Annotated in this window: 19 protein-coding genes; 13 read left to right on the forward strand and 6 right to left on the reverse strand. The window is 72.4% G+C overall.

The features are described 5' to 3' along the window. The first annotated feature begins 102 nt into the window (after positions 1 to 102). Genes mptB through JYA75_RS18570 form a run of 4 tightly spaced genes read left to right on the forward strand, consistent with a single transcriptional unit; the run spans position 103 to position 4525 of the window. Complete coding sequence (gene mptB / locus JYA75_RS18555) at positions 103 to 1770, forward strand: polyprenol phosphomannose-dependent alpha 1,6 mannosyltransferase MptB (protein ID WP_230304555.1); 1668 nt, start codon at positions 103 to 105, stop codon at positions 1768 to 1770. Beyond that, the gene (locus tag JYA75_RS18560) at positions 1767 to 2711 is read left to right on the forward strand and encodes an ABC transporter ATP-binding protein (protein ID WP_203329238.1); all 945 of its coding nucleotides are present in this window, start codon (positions 1767 to 1769) and stop codon (positions 2709 to 2711) included. Before mptB ends, JYA75_RS18560 begins: the two co-directional genes overlap by 4 nt. Next, positions 2708 to 3505 (forward strand): ABC transporter permease, encoded by a 798-nt coding sequence (locus tag JYA75_RS18565; RefSeq protein WP_203329239.1) that lies wholly within the window; start codon positions 2708 to 2710, stop codon positions 3503 to 3505. Before JYA75_RS18560 ends, JYA75_RS18565 begins: the two co-directional genes overlap by 4 nt. A gap of 54 nt (positions 3506 to 3559) precedes the next feature. After that, positions 3560 to 4525, forward strand: a complete 966-nt coding sequence (locus JYA75_RS18570) for a heme A synthase (RefSeq protein ID WP_006939252.1) — start codon at positions 3560 to 3562, stop codon at positions 4523 to 4525. A 79-nt stretch (positions 4526 to 4604) separates the two neighbouring features. Here the strand turns inward: JYA75_RS18570 and JYA75_RS18575 are convergent, their stop codons facing one another. Then, entirely contained in the window at positions 4605 to 4946 is a 342-nt protein-coding gene (locus tag JYA75_RS18575; RefSeq protein ID WP_029543642.1) for a hypothetical protein, read from the reverse strand. Between the two features lie 22 nt (positions 4947 to 4968). Between JYA75_RS18575 and JYA75_RS18580 the strand changes: the two genes are divergently transcribed. After that, positions 4969 to 5934, forward strand: coding sequence for a quinone oxidoreductase (locus JYA75_RS18580; protein ID WP_168579638.1), 966 nt, complete (start codon positions 4969 to 4971; stop codon positions 5932 to 5934). Positions 5935 to 6021: 87 nt separating this feature from the next. On the opposite strand, the gene JYA75_RS18585 is transcribed toward JYA75_RS18580, so the two are convergent. Continuing rightward, positions 6022 to 6999 (reverse strand): heme o synthase, encoded by a 978-nt coding sequence (locus JYA75_RS18585; protein WP_050035221.1) that lies wholly within the window; start codon positions 6997 to 6999, stop codon positions 6022 to 6024. Between the two features lie 184 nt (positions 7000 to 7183). On the opposite strand from JYA75_RS18585, the gene tkt reads away from it, so the two are divergent. The 5 genes from tkt to pgl are packed head-to-tail and all read left to right on the forward strand — an operon-like array spanning position 7184 to position 13639. Continuing rightward, positions 7184 to 9286 carry a transketolase gene (gene tkt, locus JYA75_RS18590; protein WP_029543638.1) on the forward strand — a complete coding sequence of 701 codons (2103 nt, stop codon included), beginning with the start codon at positions 7184 to 7186 and terminating at the stop codon, positions 9284 to 9286. A 5-nt stretch (positions 9287 to 9291) separates the two neighbouring features. Then, complete coding sequence (gene tal, locus JYA75_RS18595) at positions 9292 to 10428, forward strand: transaldolase (RefSeq protein WP_029543636.1); 1137 nt, start codon at positions 9292 to 9294, stop codon at positions 10426 to 10428. 4 nt (positions 10429 to 10432) lie between these two features. Beyond that, positions 10433 to 11974: a glucose-6-phosphate dehydrogenase gene (gene zwf, locus JYA75_RS18600; RefSeq protein ID WP_006936597.1), complete on the forward strand. Its 1542-nt coding sequence runs from the start codon at positions 10433 to 10435 to the stop codon at positions 11972 to 11974. Positions 11975 to 11976: 2 nt separating this feature from the next. Further along, positions 11977 to 12879 carry a glucose-6-phosphate dehydrogenase assembly protein OpcA gene (gene opcA / locus JYA75_RS18605; RefSeq protein ID WP_006936594.1) on the forward strand — a complete coding sequence of 301 codons (903 nt, stop codon included), beginning with the start codon at positions 11977 to 11979 and terminating at the stop codon, positions 12877 to 12879. Continuing rightward, complete coding sequence (pgl, locus tag JYA75_RS18610) at positions 12872 to 13639, forward strand: 6-phosphogluconolactonase (RefSeq protein WP_006936592.1); 768 nt, start codon at positions 12872 to 12874, stop codon at positions 13637 to 13639. The genes opcA and pgl overlap by 8 nt, the downstream gene beginning before the upstream one ends. A 3-nt stretch (positions 13640 to 13642) precedes the next feature. Here pgl and JYA75_RS18615 read toward each other — a convergent pair whose 3' ends face one another. Then, entirely contained in the window at positions 13643 to 13804 is a 162-nt protein-coding gene (locus tag JYA75_RS18615; RefSeq protein ID WP_006936590.1) for a hypothetical protein, read from the reverse strand. Between the two features lie 150 nt (positions 13805 to 13954). Here JYA75_RS18615 and JYA75_RS18620 point away from each other — a divergent pair, with 150 nt between their 5' ends. From JYA75_RS18620 to JYA75_RS18630, 3 genes are all read left to right on the forward strand, one after another. Next, entirely contained in the window at positions 13955 to 14443 is a 489-nt protein-coding gene (locus JYA75_RS18620; RefSeq protein ID WP_006936589.1) for an SRPBCC domain-containing protein, read from the forward strand. A gap of 11 nt (positions 14444 to 14454) precedes the next feature. Then, positions 14455 to 14649 carry a hypothetical protein gene (locus JYA75_RS18625; RefSeq protein ID WP_203329240.1) on the forward strand — a complete coding sequence of 65 codons (195 nt, stop codon included), beginning with the start codon at positions 14455 to 14457 and terminating at the stop codon, positions 14647 to 14649. Positions 14650 to 14809: 160 nt separating this feature from the next. Continuing rightward, a complete protein-coding gene (locus JYA75_RS18630) occupies positions 14810 to 16696 on the forward strand; it encodes an alkyl sulfatase dimerization domain-containing protein (protein ID WP_203329241.1) in 1887 nt (628 codons plus the stop codon). Between the two features lie 37 nt (positions 16697 to 16733). Here the strand turns inward: JYA75_RS18630 and JYA75_RS18635 are convergent, their stop codons facing one another. The 3 genes from JYA75_RS18635 to secG form a co-directional block, all read right to left on the reverse strand. Then, positions 16734 to 17144, reverse strand: a complete 411-nt coding sequence (locus JYA75_RS18635; protein WP_006936582.1) for a nuclear transport factor 2 family protein — start codon at positions 17142 to 17144, stop codon at positions 16734 to 16736. 94 nt (positions 17145 to 17238) lie between these two features. Beyond that, complete coding sequence (gene ppc / locus JYA75_RS18640) at positions 17239 to 20010, reverse strand: phosphoenolpyruvate carboxylase (RefSeq protein ID WP_006936580.1); 2772 nt, start codon at positions 20008 to 20010, stop codon at positions 17239 to 17241. A gap of 70 nt (positions 20011 to 20080) precedes the next feature. Then, positions 20081 to 20314: a preprotein translocase subunit SecG gene (secG, locus tag JYA75_RS18645; protein WP_003939471.1), complete on the reverse strand. Its 234-nt coding sequence runs from the start codon at positions 20312 to 20314 to the stop codon at positions 20081 to 20083. Between the last annotated feature and the right edge of the window lie 71 nt (positions 20315 to 20385).

Genomic DNA, 20385 nt, shown 5'->3' on the forward strand with positions numbered 1-20385 from the left:
TTCCGCCCCCGCTACGCTGCTCGGGTGCCGTCGCCCACCGTGGAACCCGACCCGACCGGCCCGGCGCCGAGCCGCCGCGCCGCGGACCTCGGAGCCCGTGCCGTGGAACTCGGCCGCCGTGCCCTCGGACTCGACGGCCGCGGCGGCGACCCGGCCGTGGCCGCGATCCTGCACGGCGACGAACTCGAGGGCCGCGGCCTCGACGCCACCGAGACCACCCAGTTGCACCGGATCCGGTTGTTCGGCGCGACGGGCACCGTGCTCATGGCGGTCGGCGCGCTCGGCGCCGGCGCGCAGCCGGTGCTGCAGAATCCCGTCCAGGGTCTGCGCCTGCTCGGGCTGCCCGCGCGCATGCCCAGCGCCGCGCTGACCCTCACCATGACCGGCACCGTGCTGGTGGTCCTCGCGTGGCTGTTGCTCGGCCGCTTCGCGATCGGCCGCCGCGACCCGGACGGGGTGCCCCGCCGGCTCACCCGCTCCCAGCTCGACCGCACGCTGCTGCTGTGGATCCTGCCGTTGATCGTGGCACCCCCGATGTTCAGCAAGGATGTGTACTCGTATCTCGCGCAGAGCGAGATCGCCGCCCGCGGACTCGACCCGTACGGGATCGGCCCGGCCGGTGCCCTGGGCGTCGACCACGTCCTGACCCGTACCGTGCCCAACATCTGGCGCGACACCCCCGCCCCCTACGGACCGGCGATCCTGTGGCTGGGGCAGCGCATCACCGACCTGACCGGCGAGAACATCGTCGCCGGGGTCTTCCTGCACCGCGTCTCCGCGCTCGCCGGGGTCGCGCTGATCGTGTGGGCGCTGCCGCGGCTCGCGCGCCGCTGCGGCGTCGCCTCCGTCAGCGCCCTGTGGCTCGGCGCGGCCAACCCGCTGCTGCTGTTCCACCTCGTCGCCGGCATCCACAACGAGGCCCTGATGCTCGGCCTCATGCTCGCCGGCCTCGAGCTCGCGCTGCGCGGCATCCACACCCCCGATCCGGCGGGGCCGCTGCGCGGCCGGGCACTCGCCTGGCTGCTGGCCGGTTCCGCCGTGATCGCGTTGTCGTCGATGGTGAAGGTCCCGTCGCTGCTCGCCCTCGGCTTCGTCGGGATGGCGCTCGCGCACCGCTGGGGCGGCACCCTGCGCGCCGTGGCCGCCGCCGCCGCACTGCTCGCCGTGGTCGCCGCCGTCGTCGTGGGCGCGGTCAGCTGGGGCAGCGGCCTCGGCTTCGGCTGGACCCAGACGCTCGGCACCGCAACCGAGGTGCGCAGCTGGATGTCCATCCCGACGCTGCTCGGCCTGGGCACCGGCCTGGCCGGGGTGCTGCTCGGGCTCGGCGACCACACCACCGCGATCCTGTCGCTCACCCGACCCGTCGCCGCGCTGATCGCGGCGCTGGTGACGGTGCGGATGATGTTGGCGGTGCTCACCGGCCGGCTGCATCCCGTCGGCGCGCTCGGCGTGTCCCTCGGCGCGATCGTGCTGCTGTTCCCGGTGGTGCAGCCGTGGTACCTGCTGTGGGCGGTGATCCCCCTGGCCGCGTGGGCCACCCGGCCGATCTTCCGGCTCCCCACGGTGGCGTTCTCGTCGCTGGTGAGCGTGATCCTCATGCCCAACGGCGGCGAGTACCAGCCGTTCATCATCGTCCAGGCGGCCATCGCGACGGTCGTCGTCGTGGGCCTGGCCATCTTCGCCACCCGCAACCGGCTGCCCTGGCGCGACGAGGAGGACGCACCACCGCGTCCCGCCGATTCGCCCGGCGCCTACGCTGGAACCTCGTGACCTCGAGATCCCCCGTCGCTGCGCCACCCGCCGTACGCCTGGAGGGCGTCGTCAAGCGATTCGGCGACCTCACCGCGGTCGACGGTCTCGACCTGACCGTCGAACGCGCCCAGGTACTCGCGCTGCTCGGCCCCAACGGTGCCGGCAAGACCACCACCGTGGAGATGTGCGAGGGCTTCGTCGCACCCGATTCCGGCACCGTGCGCGTCCTCGGGCTCGACCCGATCGCCGACTCCGAGGCCCTGCGCCCGCGGATCGGGGTCATGCTGCAGGGCGGCGGCGCCTACCCGGGGTCCAAGGCCGGGGAGATGCTCGACCTGGTGGCTGCCTATTCCGCGGATCCGCTGGATCCGGCCTGGCTGCTGCGCAGCCTCGGGCTCGAGGAGGCCCGCCGCACCCCGTACCGGCGGCTGTCCGGCGGGCAGCAGCAGCGGCTCGCGCTGGCGTGCGCGCTCGTCGGCCGGCCGGAACTCGTCTTCCTCGACGAGCCGACCGCAGGTCTGGACGCGCAGGCGCGGTTGCTGGTCTGGGAACTGATCGACGCCCTGCGACGCGACGGAGTCGCGGTGCTGCTCACCACGCACCTGATGGCCGAGGCCGAGGAGCTCGCCGACGAGGTCGTCATCATCGATCACGGCCGGATCGTGGCCGCCGGTACCCCCGCCGAGGTCGCCCGCACCGGCGCGGAGGGCCAGTTGTGGCTCACCGCCGCCGCGGGTCTGGACCTCGCTCCCCTGCGCGCCGCCCTGCCGGACACGTTCCGGGTGCGCGAGGCCGGTCCCGGCCGGTACCTGGTGGAGGGCCCCATCGATCCGCAGGTCGTCGCGGTGGCCGCGTCGTGGTGCGCGGACCAGGGCGTCCTGGCCAGCGAGATCCGGGTGGACCAGCGCAGCCTCGAGGACGTGTTCCTGGACCTGACCGGACGGGAGATCCGAGGATGAGCATGTCGCACGAGCGGCTGGCGGCCAACCGGTTCGCCCCCGGCACCTTCAGCCCGCGGCCCCGGCCGAACGCCCCGGCGGCGATGCTCGCCGCGCAGACCCGCATGGAACTGCTGCTGCTGCTGCGCAACGGCGAGCAGCTGCTGCTGACGATGTTCATCCCGATCACCCTGCTGATCGGGCTCACCCTGCTCCCGATCGGCGACCTCGGCGCCACCCGGGTCGACCGGGTCCTGCCGGCCGTGATGACGGTCGCGGTGATGTCCACGGCGTTCACCGGGCAGGCCATCGCGGTCGGATTCGACCGCAGATACGGTGCATTGAAAAGACTCGGCGCCACCGCGCTGCCGAAGTGGGGCATCATCGCAGGCAAGAGCGGCGCGGTCGCGCTCGTCGTGGCGCTGCAATCGATTCTGCTGGGCGGCATCGGCCTCGCCCTCGGCTGGCGCCCCGAGCCGGTCGGGCTGCTCCTCGGGGCCGTCGTCATCGCGCTGGGCACCGTGACGTTCGCGACGCTGGGCCTGCTGCTCGGCGGCACGCTGCGCGCCGAGATCGTGCTGGCCCTGGCCAACATCATCTGGTTCGTGCTGCTCGGCATCGGCAGCGTCGTCCTCGCCGGCGACGGCCTGCACGAGGCGGTGGTGCACGTGGCCCGCCTGGTTCCGTCGGGGGCGCTCGCCCTCGCCCTCGACGACGCGCTGCGCGGCGGCATCGACTGGCTGGCCGTCGCGATCCTCGGCGCGTGGGCGGCCGTCGGCGGCTTCCTGGCGAGCCGGCTGTTCCGCTTCGTCTGACCCGGCACCCCACCCCACTACAGCCTGTAGTGGACCGGCCCGTACCATCGTCATGTGCTGTATCGCGGCTTTCTGAGCCTTGTCGACCGTCTGCCCCTGCCGTCCCTGCGGACCCAGCGGCTGCTCGCGCTGATCGCGATCCTGACCCAGGGCGGTATCGCCGTGACCGGGTCGATCGTCCGCGTGACCGCGTCCGGCCTGGGGTGCCCCACCTGGCCGCAGTGCTTCCCGGGCAGCTTCGTGCCCGTCGGCGTGTCCGAGGAGGTCGCCACCCTGCACCAGGTCGTCGAGTTCGGCAACCGGCTGCTGACCTTCGTCGTCGTCGCCTCCGCCGCGGCGGTCGTGCTGGCCGTGACCCGCGCCCGGCGCCGCCGCGAGGTCCTCACCTATGCCTGGCTGATGCCCGCCGGCACCGTCCTGCAGGCCGTCATCGGCGGCATCACCGTGCTCGCCGGCCTGGCCTGGTGGACCGTGGCGGTGCACCTGCTGGCGTCGATGCTGATGGTGTGGCTCGCGGTGCTGCTGTACGCGAAGGTCGGCGAGCCCGACGACGGGGTGGTCGTAGAGACGATCCCCCGCCCGCTGCGGACCCTCACCGCCCTGTCCGCTGCGCTGCTCGCCGGGGTGCTCGTCGCGGGCACGATGGTCACCGGCGCCGGCCCGCACGCCGGCGACAAGAGCGCCGACAGGCCGGTGCCGCGCCTCGAGATGGACATCGAGTCGCTGGTGCACCTGCACGCCGAGCTGCTCGTCGGATACCTCGGCCTGCTCGTCGGCCTGGCCTTCGCGCTGTACGCCGTCGCCGCCCCCCATCCGGTGAAGAAGCGCCTGCACGTGCTGCTCGCTCTCGTCGTCGCCCAGGCCCTGGTCGGGGTCGTGCAGTACTTCACCGACGTGCCCGCCGCACTCGTCGCCGTGCACGTCGCCGGTGCCGGGCTGTGCACGGCCGCCACGGCGGCGGTGTGGGCAGCCGGGCGGGTCCGCACCACCGAACCGGTCCGCGAACCGGTCACCGTCTGACGCCGGCGCACGCGATACGGCGAAACGGCTCCGGGGGCCGCCCGTGACGGGCGGCCCCCGGAGCCATTTCGAGGATCGGTCAGCGCTCGTTGCGCGCCCGCGGGAACCGGGTCTGGTTGGCCACCCAGCCGGCCATCTTCTTCCAGTGGCCCTGCTGCGGGGTCGCGATGCTGGTCACCTCCCGGTCCCACTCCGAGACGGTGACGTCCGGCAACGCCTCGACCACGGCGTGCGCGGTGGCGAGATCCCGCACCACCCGGTCGCCGAGCACCCCGTCCTCGGCGACGAGGGTGATGCGCACCGCGCCCCGCGCGACCGGCTGCAGCACCGCCTTGGCGGAGCCACCGTGCGCGGCGACGAAGCTGCGGAAGGACTTCACGATGTCGGCCGGTGCGGCCACGACCTGAGTATCGGCGCTCATGCCTGCAGAATACTGTGAACGCATGCGCGCAATCGAAGTGGCACGGTTCGGCGGCCCCGAGGTGCTCACCCTCGTCGACCTCCCGGCTCCCGAGCCCGGCCCAGGTCAGCTGCTGGTACGGACCGACGCCGTGGGCATCAACTTCATCGACACCTACTTCCGCACCGGGCTGTACCCGCGGGAGCTGCCGTACGTCCCCGGGACCGAGGGCACCGGCCGCGTCGTCGCGGTGGGTGAGGGCGTGGCCGACGTGGGGGTCGGCGACCGGGTGAGCTGGGCGTCGGCCGACGGTTCCTACGCGGAACAGGTGCTCGTGCCGGCGGCGGTGGCCGTACCGGTGCCCGACCCCGTTCCCGCCGAGCAGGCCGCGTCGGCGCTGCTCCAGGGCATGACCGCGCACTACCTGCTGAATTCGACGTATCCGGCGCAGCCCGGCGAGACGGTGCTGGTGCACGCGGGCGCCGGCGGCGTGGGCCTGCTGCTCACCCAGCTCGCCACCGCGAAGGACGTGCGGGTGATCACGACCGTCTCCACCGACGAGAAGGAGACCCTGTCGCGGGAGGCGGGCGCGGCCGAGGTGCTGCGCTACACCGACGACCTCGCCGAGCGGGTCCGTGACCTCACCGGCGGGGAGGGCGTCGCGGCCGTCTACGACGGGGTCGGCGCCGCCACGTTCGAGTCGTCGCTCGCATCGCTGCGCATCCGCGGCACGCTGGCGCTGTTCGGCGCCGCCAGCGGCCCGGTGCCGCCGTTCGACCTGCAGCGACTCAACCCGGCCGGCTCGCTGTACGTCACCCGCCCCACCCTCGCGCACCACGTGCGAACGCGCGAGGAGCTGATGTGGCGGGCGGGCGACGTGTTCGCCGCCGTCGCCGACGGCACCCTGACCGTCCGTGTCGGCGCCCGGTATCCGCTGGCGCAAGCGGAGCAGGCACACCGGGACCTCGAGGCCCGCCGCACGACCGGCTCGATTGTGCTGGTCCCCTGAGACCCGCCCCGAGCGAATGTATCGTTCCGTCGCTCAGCGGCAGCGGACGATACATTCGCTCGGCCCCGGCGCGGACGCTGACGCGGATCAGAAGAACGAGGCGACGGTGCGCAGGTCGAGCACCGAGTCCACGGCCAGGCCCAGGCACACCAGGGCGAGGTAGTTGTTGGACTGCAGGAACAGCTTGAGCGGCTTGACCGCCGCTCCGCCCCGGACGCTGCGGTACAGCTGGTGCGCGACGAGCAGGAACCACGCGCCCGCGGCGACGGTCACCACCGCGTACACCAGACCGGCGGCCGGCACGAGCACCAGCGTCGCCAGGACGGTCGCCCACGTGTAGAGCAGGATCTGCTTGGTGACGTGCTGCTCGCTCGCGATCACGGGCAGCATGGGCACGCCGGCGGCCTTGTAGTCCTCCTTGTAGCGCATCGCCAGGGCCCACGTGTGCGGCGGCGTCCAGAAGAAGATCACCAGGAACAGCACGATCGGTTCCCAGCTCAGCGAGCCGGTGACCGCGGCCCAGCCGACCATCACCGGCATGCACCCGGCGGCCCCGCCCCACACCACGTTCTGCCAGGTCCTGCGCTTGAGGACCATCGTGTAGACCAGCACGTAGAAGGCGATCGTGGCAACGACGAGCAGGCCGGCGAGCAGGTTCGCCCGCCACCACAGCCACAGGAACGACACGACGCCGAGCACCATGCCGAACACGAACGCGTGCCGGGTCGGGACGGCCTGCCGGGCCAGCGGCCGCAGCGCCGTCCGTTTCATCACCTTGTCGATGTCGGCGTCGACGACACAGTTCAGCGCATTCGCGCTGGCCGCGCCCATCCACCCGCCGAACAGGGTGCTCAGGATGAGCACCAGGTCGACCTCGCCGCGGTCGGCGAAGAGCATCGCCGGGATGGTCGCCACCAGCAGCAGCTCGATCACGCGCGGCTTGGTCAGCGCGATATAGGCGAGCACCGTGCCCGAAACGCGTCCCCACACCGTGTCGGGGCGAGGCGCCCGGGGTGTCTCGGGGGCGCCGAAGCCGTGTCCTCCCGGCCGTTGCCCTGTCCGCACCCTGTCTCCTTGCACCACGCGATTACGCACCTTCGCTCGCCGTCGCCCTACTACGAACGATGGTAGACGTCGCGCAGGCCCGGACCGAATCGACCCGCAAAGCGCAGCACATTACTCTGGAGGGGCGCTCGAGGCTTTCGCGCCCGCACGCTCCCCGTATACCCATGTCAGGAGACTTCTGCTCGTGTCGATCACAGACGAGATCCGCTCTCTCACCCAGGCAGTGCACCCCGCCGACTGGACCGACCTCGACACCAAGGCCGTCGACACCGCCCGCGTGCTCGCCGCCGACGCGGTCCAGAAGGTGGGTAACGGACACCCCGGCACGGCGATGAGCCTGGCCCCGGTGGCCTACACGCTGTTCCAGAGGGTGATGCGGCACGACCCGACAGACCCGCACTGGGTGGGACGGGACCGGTTCGTGCTCTCGTGCGGGCACTCGAGCCTGACCCTCTACATCCAGCTGTACCTGTCGGGCTACGGGCTCGAGCTCGCCGACCTCGAGGCGCTGCGCACGTGGGGTTCGAAGACCCCCGGCCACCCCGAGTTCGGGCACACCGCGGGGGTGGAGATGACCACCGGCCCGCTCGGGCAGGGCCTGGCCTCCGCCGTGGGCATGGCGATGGCGGCGCGCCGCGAACGCGGCCTGTTCGACCCGGACGCGGCGACCGGCGCGAGCCCGTTCGACCACCACGTCTACGTCCTCGCCTCCGACGGCGACATCGAGGAGGGCGTGACGTCGGAGGCCTCGTCCCTCGCGGGCGTGCAGCAGCTCGGCAACCTGATCGTCTTCTACGACGACAACAAGATCTCCATCGAGCACGACACGGCGATCGCGCTCGGTGAGGACGTCGCCAAGCGCTACGAGGCGTACGGCTGGCACGTGCAGACCGTCGAGGGCGGCGAGAACGTCACCGCGATCCTCGACGCCGTCGAGGCCGCCAAGGCCGTCACCGACAAGCCGTCGCTCGTCGTGCTGCGCACCATCATCGGCTACCCGGCGCCGACCAAGATGAACACCGGCGACGTGCACGGCGCCGCCCTCGGCGCCGACGAGGTCGCCGCCGTCAAGACCGCCCTCGGCTTCGACCCCGCCAAGCACTTCGACGTCGACCCGGCCGTGATCGAGCACACCCGCGCCGTCGTCGAGCGCGGCGCGGCGGCCCGCACCGCATGGCAGGCCGAGTTCGACGCGTGGGCGGGCCGGGAGCCGCAGCGCAAGGAGCTGTTCGACCGGTTGCAGTCCGGGGAGTTCCCGGCCGGCTGGACCGAGGTGCTGCCCACCTACGAGCCGGCCGCCAAGGGCCCGGCCACCCGCAAGGCGTCCGGCAGCGCCCTCGCCGCGCTCGGTCCGGTGCTGCCCGAGCTGTGGGGCGGTTCGGCGGACCTGGCGGGCTCGAACAACACCACGATCCCCGGCTCGGATTCGTTCGGCCCGGTGTCGATCTCCACGAAGGACTGGAACGCCCAGCCGTACGGGCGGACGCTGCACTTCGGCGTGCGCGAGCACGCGATGGGTTCGATCCTCAACGGCATCGCCCTGCACGGCCCGACCCGCCCCTACGGCGGCACCTTCCTGGTGTTCAGCGACTACATGCGTCCCGCGGTGCGGCTCGCCGCGCTCATGCAGACCCCGGCGATCTACGTGTGGACCCACGACTCGATCGGCCTCGGCGAGGACGGCCCGACGCACCAGCCGGTCGAGCACCTCACGGCGCTGCGCGCCATCCCCAACCTGGCCGTGATCCGCCCCGGCGACGCGAACGAGACCTCGTTCGCGTGGGCCGCCGCGCTGGAGAACAAGACCGGCCCGACCGCCCTGGCCCTGACCCGCCAGGACGTGCCGGTGCTGGAGGGCACCCGCGAGAGGGCCGCCGAGGGCCTGGCCCGCGGCGCGTACGTGCTGGCCGAGGCGTCGAGCGGCACCCCGGAGGTGGTGCTGCTCGGCACCGGCTCGGAGTTGCAGCTCGCCGTCGCGGCCCGCGAGGTCCTCGAGGCCGACGGCGTCCCCACCCGCGTGGTGTCGGTGCCGGTCCTCGACTGGTTCCTCGAGCAGGACCAGGCGTACCGCGACGCGGTGCTGCCGCCGGCGGTGCGTGCCCGCGTCTCCGTCGAGGCCGGCCTGGCGATGCCGTGGTACCGCCTGCTCGGCGACGCCGGTGAGGCCGTTTCGCTCGAGCACTTCGGCGCCTCCGCCGACCACAAGACCCTGTTCCGCGAGTTCGGCATCACCGCCGAGGCCGTCGTCGACGCCGCCCGCCGCTCGCTGACCCGAGTGAAGGGATGATCCCGATGACCCAGCAGGTAACCCAGAACGAGAACCTCGCCCAGCTCTCGGCCGCCGGTGTGTCCGTGTGGCTCGACGACCTCTCCCGGGACCGCATCGAGTCCGGCAACCTTGCCGAGCTGATCGCCACCCGCAGCGTGGTGGGCGTGACCACCAACCCGTCGATCTTCCAGGCCGCGCTCAGCAAGGGTCACGTCTACGACGCCCAGGTCCGTGAGCTCGCCCTGGCCGGCGCCGACGTGGACACCACCATCCGCACCGTCACCACCGACGACGTGCGCGCCGCGTGCGACGTCCTGGCCCCGGTGTTCGAGGCCACCGGCGGCGTCGACGGCCGCGTCTCCATCGAGGTCGACCCGCGGCTGGCGCATTCCACCGACGCGACCGTGCAGCAGGCGATCGAGCTGTGGCGCATCGTGGACCGCCCCAACCTGCTCATCAAGATCCCCGCGACGGTGGCCGGCCTGCCCGCCATCGCCCGCGTGATCGGCGAGGGCATCAGCGTGAACGTGACGCTGATCTTCTCGGTCGAGCGCTACGAGCGGGTCATCGAGGCCTACCTCGACGGCCTGACCGCCGCCAAGTCGGCCGGCCACGACCTGTCGACGATCCACTCGGTGGCCTCGTTCTTCGTCTCCCGCGTCGACACCGAGATCGACGCGCGGCTCGAGGCCATCGGCACCCCCGAGGCCCTCGCGCTGCGCGGTAAGGCCGGCGTCGCCAACGCCCGCCTGGCGTACGCGGCGTACCGCCGGGCGTTCGAGTCGGGTGCCCGGTTCGAGCAGCTCGCCGCCGCCGGGGCGCGGCCGCAGCGCGCTCTGTGGGCGTCGACCGGGGTGAAGAACCCGGAGTACTCGGACACCCTGTACGTCACCGAGCTGGTCGCCCCGCACACGGTCAACACCATGCCGGAGAAGACCCTCGAGGCCGTCGCCGACCATGGGGAAGTCACCGGTGACACGGTCACCGGCACCGAGAAGGCCGCCGCGAACGTGTTCTCCGCGCTGTCGACGATCGGGGTGAACCTGCCCGAGGTGTTCCGCAAGCTCGAGGACGAGGGCGTCGAGAAGTTCGAGGTGTCCTGGAACGAGCTGCTCGCCGCCACCTCCGAGCAGCTGATCGCGCACGGCGCGAAGAGCTGACGCGGTGCGCGAACCCGAGACGGCGGCGTGGGTCAACCCACTCCGGGACGAGCGCGATCGGCGGCTGCCCCGGATCGCCGGGCCGTGCGCCCTGGTGATCTTCGGGGTCACCGGTGACCTGGCCCGCCGCAAGCTGATGCCGGCGGTGTACGACTTGGCCAACCGCGGCCTGCTGCCGCCCGGGTTCGCGCTCGTCGGCTTCGCCCGGCGGGACTGGGTCGACGAGGACTTCGGCCGGGTCGTCCACGACGCGGTGAAGGCCAACTCGCGCACCAAATTCCGCGAGGAGGTGTGGAACCGCCTGGCCGAGGGCATTCGCTTCGTGCAGGGCAGCTTCGACGACGACGCCGCGTTCGCCGAACTCGCGTCGACGCTCGCCGAACTGGACAAGGCCCGCGGCACGGGCGGCAACCACGCCTTCTACCTCTCCATCCCGCCGAATGCGTTCCCGGTGGTGTCGGCGCAGCTGAAGCAGTCCGGGCTCGCGATCGCGCGGGAGGGCACGTGGAGCCGCGTGATCATCGAGAAGCCGTTCGGCCACGACCTGACGAGCGCCCGGGAGCTGAACCGGCTGGTCGCCGAGGTGTTCCCCGAGGAGGCGGTGTTCCGCATCGACCACTACCTCGGCAAGGAGACGGTGCAGAACATCCTGGCGTTGCGGTTCGCGAACCAACTGTTCGACCCGCTGTGGAACGCGCACTACGTCGACCATGTCCAGATCACGATGGCCGAGGACATCGGCCTCGGCGGCCGCGCCGGCTATTACGACGGCATCGGCGCCGCCCGGGACGTGATCCAGAACCACCTGTTGCAGCTGCTCGCGTTCATCGCCATGGAGGAACCGATCAGCTTCGACCCGGCCGAGTTGCGGGCGGAGAAGATCAAGGTGCTCTCCGCGACCAGGCTCGCCGAGCCCCTCGACGAGACCACCGCCCGCGGCCAGTACATCGCGGGCTGGCAGAACGGCGGTCAGGTCGTCGGCCTGCACGAGGAGCAGGGCTTCGCGGCCGACTCGACCACCGAGACGTACGCGGCGATCACGTGCGAGATCGACACCCGCCGCTGGGCCGGAGTGCCGTTCTACCTGCGCACCGGCAAGCGCCTGGGCCGGCGCGTCACCGAGATCGCGATCGTGTTCAAGCGGGCCCCGCACCTGCCGTTCGATCAGACGATGACCACCGAGCTCGGCCAGAACGCACTCGTGATCCGGGTGCAGCCGGACGAGGGGGTCACCCTCCGCTTCGGCTCCAAGGTACCCGGGTCGGGCATGGAGGTCCGCGACGTCAACATGGACTTCAGCTACGGCCAGGCGTTCACCGAGTCCTCCCCCGAGGCGTACGAGCGGCTCATCCTCGATGTGCTGCTCGGCGTGCCGTCCCTCTTCCCCGTCGACGACGAGGTCGAGCTGTCGTGGAAGATCCTCGACCCCGTGCTCGAGCACTGGGCGGCACACGGTAAGCCCGAACCGTACGAGGCCGGCACCTGGGGACCGTCGGCGGCCGACGAGATGCTCCGTCGCTCGGGCCGCGAATGGAGACGCCCGTGAGAATGCAGTTGCGCAACGCGACCGCGATCGACATCAGCAAGCAGCTGGTCCAGCTGCGGCAGACCGGGGGCATCGTCACGCAGGGGCGCGTGCTCACGCTGGTGGTGTGCACCGACGGTCCGCGCGGACTCGAGGCCGCGATCACCGCGGCCATCGGGGCGTCGCGGGAGCATCCGTGCCGTGTGATCGTCGTCGGCCGCGGCCGCGCGGGCGGCGAACCGCGCATGGATGCGGAGATCCGCATCGGCGGCGACGCCGGCGCCTCGGAGGTGCTGATCCTCGCGTTGCACGGCCCGCTCGCCGACCACCAGGAATCGGTGATCGTGCCGTTCCTGCTGCCGGACACCCCGGTGGTGGTGTGGTGGCCGAACACGCCCCCGGAGGTGCCCGCGGCGGATCCGGTGGGCCGGCTCGCCGTGCGTCGCCTGACGGACGCGACGAACTCTTCGCGCCCCATGGCCGAGATCGTCTCCCGGCTGCCCGGCTACACCCCCGGCGACACCGACCTCGCGTGGGGCCGAATCACCTACTGGCGGGCGTTGCTCGTCTCCGCGCTCGACCAGCCGCCGTTCGAGCCGATCGAGTCGGCGCTGGTGTCGGGGCTCGGCAGCGAACCCGCGGTGGATCTGCTCGCGGGCTGGCTCGCGAGCCGGATCGACGGCCCGGTCCAGCGCGCGGTGGGCGATCTGCGGGTCGAACTGCGCACCCGCACCCAGACGATCTCGCTCGAGCGGCCCCAGGACGGGCGTGTCGCGACGTTGCGGCGCACCGGTAAACCCGATTCGCTGATCACGCTCGCACGCCGCGACTCCTCGGAATGCCTCGCCGAGGAACTGCGACGGCTCGACCCCGACGAGGTGTACCACTCGGCCCTGACCGCACTGTCCAAGGTGGAGTATGTCTGACGTGCACGACACTTCCCAGAACGTCCGCGTGCGGCGCTGCGAGACGGGCGACGACGTCGCGCGAGCGGCCGCCGCAGCCTTCGTCGAGGCCGTGGTCGCCGCGCAGCACGCCCGCGGCCGCGCGTCGGTGGTGCTCACCGGGGGCGGCACCGGCATCGCCGTGCTCGATGCGGTCCTGCGTGCCCCCGGTGGGATCGACTGGTCCGCGGTCGACGTGTACTTCGGCGACGAGCGATATCTGCCGCCGGGCGACCCGGAGCGCAACGAGGTCCAGGCGCGCGCGGCGCTGCTCGACCACGTGCCGCTCGATCCGGCGCGGGTGCACGCGATGCCCACCCTCGACGAGGCCGGGGCCGGTTCCCCCGACTCGGCGGCGCACACGTACGAGGAGGTGCTCGCCGCGAACTCCCCCGACGGCACGACCCCCGAGTTCGACGTGCACCTGCTGGGCATGGGCGGCGAGGGCCACATCAACTCCCTGTTCCCGCACACCGACGCGGTGCGCGAGCAGGACCGCTTCGTCGTCGGCGTCGAGGACTCCCCCAAGCCGCCCGCCGCGCGGGTCACGCTCACCCTTCCCGCGATCCGTCGCGCCCGGCAGGTGTGGCTGCTCGTCACCGGTGCGGCCAAGGCCGAGGCCGTCGCGGCCGCGGTGGGCGGCGCCGCCCCGGTGGACGTCCCGGCGGCCGGGGCGCGGGGCCGCGAGCAGACCGTGTGGTTCCTCGATGCGGAGGCCGCCGCGGCACTGCCCGCCGACTGACCGTCACCGCCACGGTCCGTCCCGGTCGGGCTCGCCCGCCCGTGGATCCGGGGGCCGGCAGCCGTCGGTCACGCCGCAGCGCAGGCGCGCGGTCCAGCTCGGGTTGCGGGTCGTGTGCAGCCCGGTGAAGCGGGCACGGCTGCAGCGCACCGTCCTACGGTCCATGGTGGGGCTCCTCCCCTGTGGTGTTCCCTGCCTCGTTCGACGCCGCGGCCGCCCCGGCGGTTCCCCGCCGAGTCGGTCCGACCCCGAACCCGGCAGGGTGACACCCGGCGGATCACAATGGGGACAGCACTGCGTGGAAAGGAGCGTTCGATGAGCACCCCGACCACCGTCCTCGGCGAGATCCGTCCCGAGCACGGCTGTCCGGACGGGTCCTCGCTCGTGACCCTGCACTACGTGCGCAGTTTCGCGCTGCCGGTGGGCGAGGTGTGGGCGGCGTTGACCGAGTCGGACCGGCTCGAACGCTGGTACGGACGGTGGACGGGCGACCCCACCTCCGGACGGGTGCGGCTGACGATGACCGACGAGCACGACACGGCGACGACGGACGTGCGGATCCTGCGCTGCGATCCACCCCACGAGCTCGGCGTCGACCAGGACGGGTGGCATCTCGAGGTCACCGTGAAGCAGGTCGGTGTCGTCACCACGCTCGAGTTCTCCCACCGGCACGTACCGCGGTCGGAGACCTCGGAGGTCGGTCCCGGCTGGCAGTACTATCTCGACCGGCTCGACGCCGTGCTCGCCGGCCGCGCCCTGCCCCGCTGGGACGGCTACCTCGACCTCGCCGACGAGTACCGCTGAACACCGCACAGGTGCTGGGCCGGCTCGCCGACGCCCTCGGCCACCGCGGAATCCGTCTGTACCCGGCCCGCGACAGCGGGGTGGTCCGCGACGTGCTCGTCGCCGCCGGGGACGAGGCCTTGCTCGCGCCCGCGCATCCGACCGTGGAGGCGGCGGGCACCGCTGCCCGCGTCGAACTGGACGAGGCCGACGGTCCGGATCGGTGACTGCGCCCGCGCACGCCGGAGCCGCACGCTCCGTCTGCACGGGTCCGGCCGCCTCGCCGGCGGCGGGCAGCGCCGGCGGCGGATTCCCCGATTCCGTGCACCCGCCGCGACGGGCCGACCGTACCCTCGACACAGCCGAGATTCCGAGGAGGGCGGCGTCATGAACGCAGGCGGTGCCAGCGAGACGACCCGGCGGAACCTGCAGGCCGCGGCGGCCGCGCTGCCCGCGGACGACGGGCAGGATTCCGAGGACGTGACGCGCGGGTTCGTCGGCCGCAGCGAGCAGCGGCGGATCACCGGCGCGGACGGGCGGGTGGTGTGGGACCTCGACGCCTACGCGTTCCTGGACGGGTCCGCGCCGGAGACGGCGCATCCGAGCCTGTGGCGGCAGGGACGGCTGCTCGCCGAGGACGGCCTGTTCGAGGTGGTGCCGGGGATCTACCAGCTGCGCGGATTCGACCTGTCGGTGATGACCGTCGTCGAGGGTGAGGCCGGGGTGATCGTGATCGACCCCCTGATCAGCGCGGAAACCGCCGCGGCTGCCCTGGCCCTGTACCGCGGGTACCGCGGCGACCGACCCGTCTCCGGGATGATCTACACCCACTCCCACGTCGACCACTTCGGCGGTGTCAAGGGTGTGCTCGACCCGGGGCTCGTCGAGGCCGGGACGGTCCCCGTCGTCGCCCCGGCCGGGTTCCTCGAACACGCGGTGGCGGAGAACCTCTTCGCCGGCACGGCGATGTCGCGCCGCTCGGGCTACATGTACGGCGCGGCGCTCGAGAAGGGTCCGGCCGGTCAGATCGGGGCCGGGCTGGGCCAGACCACCTCGGCCGGCACCGTCACGCTCATCGCGCCGACCGTCGACATCACCGCGACCGGGCAGGAACTCACCGTCGACGGGGTGCGGATGGTCTTCCAGCTCACCCCCGGCACCGAGGCCCCGGCCGAGATGAACATCTGGTTCCCCGATCGGCGAGCCCTGTGCGCGGCGGAGAACGCCACCCACACCATGCACAACATCCTCACGCTGCGCGGCGCGGTGGTGCGCGACGCGCACGCCTGGGGCCACTACCTCAACGAGACGATCGGCCTGTGGGGCGACGCACTCGACGTCGTGTTCGCCTCGCACCACTGGCCGACGTGGGGCCGCGAATGTGCGCTCGAATTCCTGTCCGTGCAGCGCGACATGTACCTGTACCTGCACGATCAGACGCTGCGGATGATGAACCAGGGGCTCGTGGGCGCGGAGATCGCCGAGCGGTTCGAGATGCCCCCGGCCCTGGCGGCCGCGTGGCACACCCACGGCTACTACGGCTCGGTGAGCCACAACGTCAAGGCGATCTACCAGCGGTACATGGGGTGGTACGACGGCAATCCCGCCAACCTGTGGGCCCATCCCCCGGTCGAGGCAGCCCGCCGGTACGTCGACGCCATGGGCGGCGCCGACGCCGCCCTCGCCGTCGCGCGGGACGCCTTCGAGGAGGGCGACTACCGCTGGGTGCTCGAGGTCTGCAAGCATCTGCTGTTCACCGACGACACCGACCAGGCCGCCCGGGCCCTGCAGGCCGACGCGATGGAGCAACTCGCGTACGGCTCCGAGAACGGCACCTGGCGCTGCATCTACCTGGCCGGCGCGAAGGAGCTCCGCGACGGGATCTTCGGCTCGCCCGTGCAGTCCTCGGGCGACTTCCTCGATGCGCTGACCGTCCCGCAGCTCTTCGACAGCCTGGCCGTGCGGGTGGACGGGCCGCGTGCGTGGGACCTGCGGCTCGTGATCTCGTGGATCCTCACCGACCTCGGGATCACGTATCTCACGGAGCTGCGGCACGGCGTGCTCAACCACCGGACCGTCGACGCGCCGCTGCCGGGCAGCACGGTGTTCACCCTCACCCGCCGCACGCTGATCGGTGCGCTCACCGGGCAGCTGGATCCGGCGACGGCCCTCGCGGACGGGACGATCGCGGTGACGGGCGACCCGACGGTGGCGGGCCGGCTCTTCGAGGTGCTCGCACCGGTGGATCCGGACTTCGCGATCGTCACGCCCTGACTCCCGCCGCTGCCGGGACCGCGGCGCGGTCCGGAGGTCAGCCGGGCCTGAGCACGGCGGCGTCGCCGAGGTCGTGGGACACGGTGAAGGTGCGGGAGGTCAGGCGCCAGCCGTCCCGGGTGCGGGTCCACCGATCGTCGTATTCGCCGAAACACTCGTAACTCGCTCCGGCGGCCGGACCCGCGCCCTGATGGTGGACGCGGGCATACGTCAGTGACCGGGCCCGGTCGCCGTCGACCTCGACACGGTGGTTGCCCAGCAGATGCTGCGACGGTCCGCAGCCACCGAGGTGCGCGCGGACCACGGCGACGATGCCGTCGCGGCCCGCGGCACCGTAGCCGGTGGCAGAGTCGGTGAAGGCGGCCCCGAGGGCCTCCCAGTCGCGGCGGTCGAGGGCGGCGGCGAGCTCGGCGAGCCGTTCGATGATCTGTTCGCGGTCGTGTGTCACCTGTCCCGTTGTAGCGGGCTCACGGCCGTTCGGGGCGCCGTCTTCCCGCTGAGCGGGCACGGGGCCCCGGCGTTCGGCCGCTGTCACCCCGCCGCTAGCCGCTGTTGCGCAGCGCGGTCGCGAGCCCGTTCATCGTCAGCTGGATGCCGCGGCGGACCCGGTCGGTGTCCTCGCCCGCGCGGAATCGGCGCAACAGTTCGACCTGCAGGTGGTTCAGCGGCTCGAGGTACGGGAAGCGGTTGTGCACCGATCGGGCCAGCGCCGGGTTGTCCGCGGTCAGGTCGGGGTGACCGGTGATCGCCAGGTAGGTGCGCACGGTGCGGTCGTGTTCGGCGGTGATCTTGTCGAACACCCGGTGCCGCAGATCGGGATCGGGCACCAGCTCGGCGTAGCGCGCCGCGAGACCGAGGTCGGACTTGGCCAGCACCATCGCCATGTTGGACAGCACGGTGCGGAAGAACGGCCAGCGGCGGTACAGGCCGGTGAGGGTGGCCAGACGCTCGTCGTCGCCGCCGATCCAGGTCTCGACGGCGGTGCCGGTGCCGTACCAGCCGGGCAGCATGACCCGGGACTGGGTCCACGCCAGCACCCAGGGGATCGCCCGCAGGTCGGCGATCGACGACGTCGGCTTGCGGGAGGTGGGCCGGCTGCCGATGTTCAGGGCCCCGATCTCCGCGACCGGCGTGGCGGTCCGGAAGTACTCGACGAAGCCGGGGGTCTCGTGTACCAGGTCGCTGTAGGCGGTGCGGGCGAGTTCGGCGAGCTCGTCGAGCACCGCGTACGCCGGGGCGGCGTCGCTGCCGAGTCCCTCGACGTCGAGGAGGGTGGACTCGAGGGTCGCGGCGACGAGTGATTCGAGGTTTCGGCGCGCCAGCTTCGGCTCGGCGTACTTCGCGGCGATCACCTCGCCCTGCTCGGTCAGCCGCAGCGAGCCGGCGACGGCCCCGGGCGGCTGCGCGAGGATCGCGTCGTAGCTCGGGCCACCGCCGCGGCCGACGGTGCCGCCGCGGCCGTGGAACAGGCGCAGCCGGATCCCGGCGGTGCGCGCGGCCTCCACCAGGTCGAGTTCGGCCCGGTACAGCGCCCAGTTCGCGGCGAGGTACCCGCCGTCCTTGTTCGAATCCGAGTAGCCCAGCATGACCTCCTGCACGCCGCCGGCGGCGTCGACGAGGTTGCGGAACTCGGGGACGGCAAGGGCGGCGGTGAGGATCTCGGCGCCGTGCCTCAAATCGTCGATGGTCTCGAACAGCGGGATCACCGCGACCGGGCAGCGCGGTCCCGCGACGTCGTGCTCGACGAGACCGACCTCGTCGAGCAGGATCACGGCCTCAAGCAGATCGGACACCGACCCGCACATGCTGACGATGTAGTGCGGCACCGCCTGGGGTCCGAGGCGCGCGACGGCGTCGGCGGCGGCGCGCAGCACGCCGAGTTCGCGGGTGGTGTCGGCGCCGAGCCGCGCGCCGGGCGCGCTGAGGGGCCGGCGGGTGCGCAACTCCGCGGCGAGCAGGGCGACCTTCTCGTCCTCGGGCAGGGTTGGATAGTCGTCGGTGACGCCCGCCCAGGCGAGCAGTTCGGCGATCACCCGGCCGTGCACCTCGGAGTTCTGCCGCAGGTCGAGGGAGGCGAGGTGGAAGCCGAAGGCCTCGACGGCGCCGCGGACGTGCGCGAGCCGGTCGTCGGCGAGGGCGGCGCCGCCGCCGGCGCGCAGGGCGATGTCGAGGATGTCGAGGTCGGCGAGCAGGTCGGCGGGCGTGTCGTAGCCGGCCAGTGGGCTCGGCAGCGCGTGCGGGGGCGGTTCGTCCAGCAGTCGTGCCGCGGTGGCGGTCAGGCGGCCGCGGATGCCGCGCAGCGCGCGGCGGTACGGTTCGTCGGCGCGCGACGGGGCGTCGTCACCGGAGGCGTCGGCGAGCCGGCCGAGGTCGTCGGTGATGCGGACCAGGCGCGCGGACATCGACAGTTCCCGCTCGAGCTGTTCGAGCTCGGCGAGGTGGTGGCCGAGGGCGGTCGCGGCGGCCCGGTCGGTGGCGCGGTGGACGACCTCGGCGGTCACGTTGGGGTTGCCGTCGCGGTCGCCGCCGATCCAGGTTCCGGTGCGCACCAACGGGTCCGGCAGCAGGGGGACGCCGGGCCAGCGTTCGCGCAGGGCGCGCCGGACCTCGGCGTTGAGGGCCGGGACGACGCGGAACAGGGAGGCGTCGTAGTACCGCAGGCCGACCTCGATCTCGTCCTGGATGCGGAGGCGGGCGAGCCGGATGAGGGCGGTCTGCCACAGGGTGAGGATCTGCCGCCACAGCTGCAGGTCGATGTCGGAATGCTCGTCGGGCTCGGCGCGTTCGCGGCGGCGCATGAGGTCGGTGATGCGACTCTGCACGTCGAAGACGGTTCGGCGGCGGGTCTCGGTGGGGTGGGCGGTGATCACCGGGGAGACGAGGGCGCCGTCGAGCGCGGCGGCGACCTCGGCGGGGTCGAGTTCGGCGGCGTCGAGTTTGCGGTAGGTGGCGGCCAGCGAGCTGTCCTGTGCCGGTTCCCCGGCGCGCACGTGCACGGCGCGGCGGCGTTCGCGGTGCAGGTCCTCGGCGAGGTTCGCCAGCAGCGCGAAGTGGCTGAAGGCGCGGATGACGGGGAGGGTGTCGTCGGTGGGGACGTCGGCGAACATCGCCGCGACCTCGGCCCGGTCGATCTCGGAGCGGCGCACCCGGAAGCTCTCGACGCGGGCGCGTTCGACGAGGGCGAAGAGGTGCTCGCCGGCCTGTTCCCGGACGATGCGGCCCAGCATCCCGCCGAGCAGCCGGATGTCCTGGCGCAGGGGCTCGGTCGCGGAGCGGGACCCGGAGGGGTCGGCCGGGCGGGCGGTATCCGTCATCCGGTCAGTATCGCGGCCGACGCACGACGGCGCGACCCGGAATTCCGGGTCGCGCCGTCGTGCGGAGCGATCAGCTGAACTTGATCTGCAGGCCGATGCCGAGGATGGCGATCAGCCAGACGATGCCGGTGAAGACGGTCAGCCGGTCGAGGTTCTTCTCGGCGACACTGGAGCCGGACAGGCTGGACTGGACACCGCCACCGAACAGGGTGGACAGACCGCCGCCCTTACCGCGATGCAGCAGCACGAGCAGGATCAGCAGCAGGCTGGTGGTGATCAGCAGGATGTCGAGGAACAGTGCCATGGCGCCAGACTACAGGGCGCCGTCGCGGCGTCCTTCCGGGCCTCGGGGGGATCCGGAAGGGCGCCGCGGGT

The organism is Rhodococcus sp. PSBB066 (genome assembly GCF_017068255.1).
GTDB lineage: Bacteria > Actinomycetota > Actinomycetes > Mycobacteriales > Mycobacteriaceae > Rhodococcus > Rhodococcus aetherivorans.

Excerpts from the sequence above, each read along its gene's own strand:
- pgl (WP_006936592.1), top strand. The coding sequence starts at position 12,872 with ATGTCTGACGTGCACGACACTTCCCAGAACGTCCGCGTGCGGCGCTGC.
- JYA75_RS18565 (WP_203329239.1), top strand. The coding sequence starts at position 2,708 with ATGAGCATGTCGCACGAGCGGCTGGCGGCCAACCGGTTCGCCCCCGGC.
- JYA75_RS18580 (WP_168579638.1), top strand. The coding sequence starts at position 4,969 with ATGCGCGCAATCGAAGTGGCACGGTTCGGCGGCCCCGAGGTGCTCACC.
- opcA (WP_006936594.1), top strand. The coding sequence starts at position 11,977 with ATGCAGTTGCGCAACGCGACCGCGATCGACATCAGCAAGCAGCTGGTC.
- JYA75_RS18630 (WP_203329241.1), top strand. The coding sequence starts at position 14,810 with ATGAACGCAGGCGGTGCCAGCGAGACGACCCGGCGGAACCTGCAGGCC.
- ppc (WP_006936580.1), bottom strand. The coding sequence starts at position 20,010 with ATGACGGATACCGCCCGCCCGGCCGACCCCTCCGGGTCCCGCTCCGCG.
- JYA75_RS18620 (WP_006936589.1), top strand. The coding sequence starts at position 13,955 with ATGAGCACCCCGACCACCGTCCTCGGCGAGATCCGTCCCGAGCACGGC.
- JYA75_RS18575 (WP_029543642.1), bottom strand. The coding sequence starts at position 4,946 with ATGAGCGCCGATACTCAGGTCGTGGCCGCACCGGCCGACATCGTGAAG.
- JYA75_RS18615 (WP_006936590.1), bottom strand. The coding sequence starts at position 13,804 with ATGGACCGTAGGACGGTGCGCTGCAGCCGTGCCCGCTTCACCGGGCTG.
- secG (WP_003939471.1), bottom strand. The coding sequence starts at position 20,314 with ATGGCACTGTTCCTCGACATCCTGCTGATCACCACCAGCCTGCTGCTG.
- tal (WP_029543636.1), top strand. The coding sequence starts at position 9,292 with ATGACCCAGCAGGTAACCCAGAACGAGAACCTCGCCCAGCTCTCGGCC.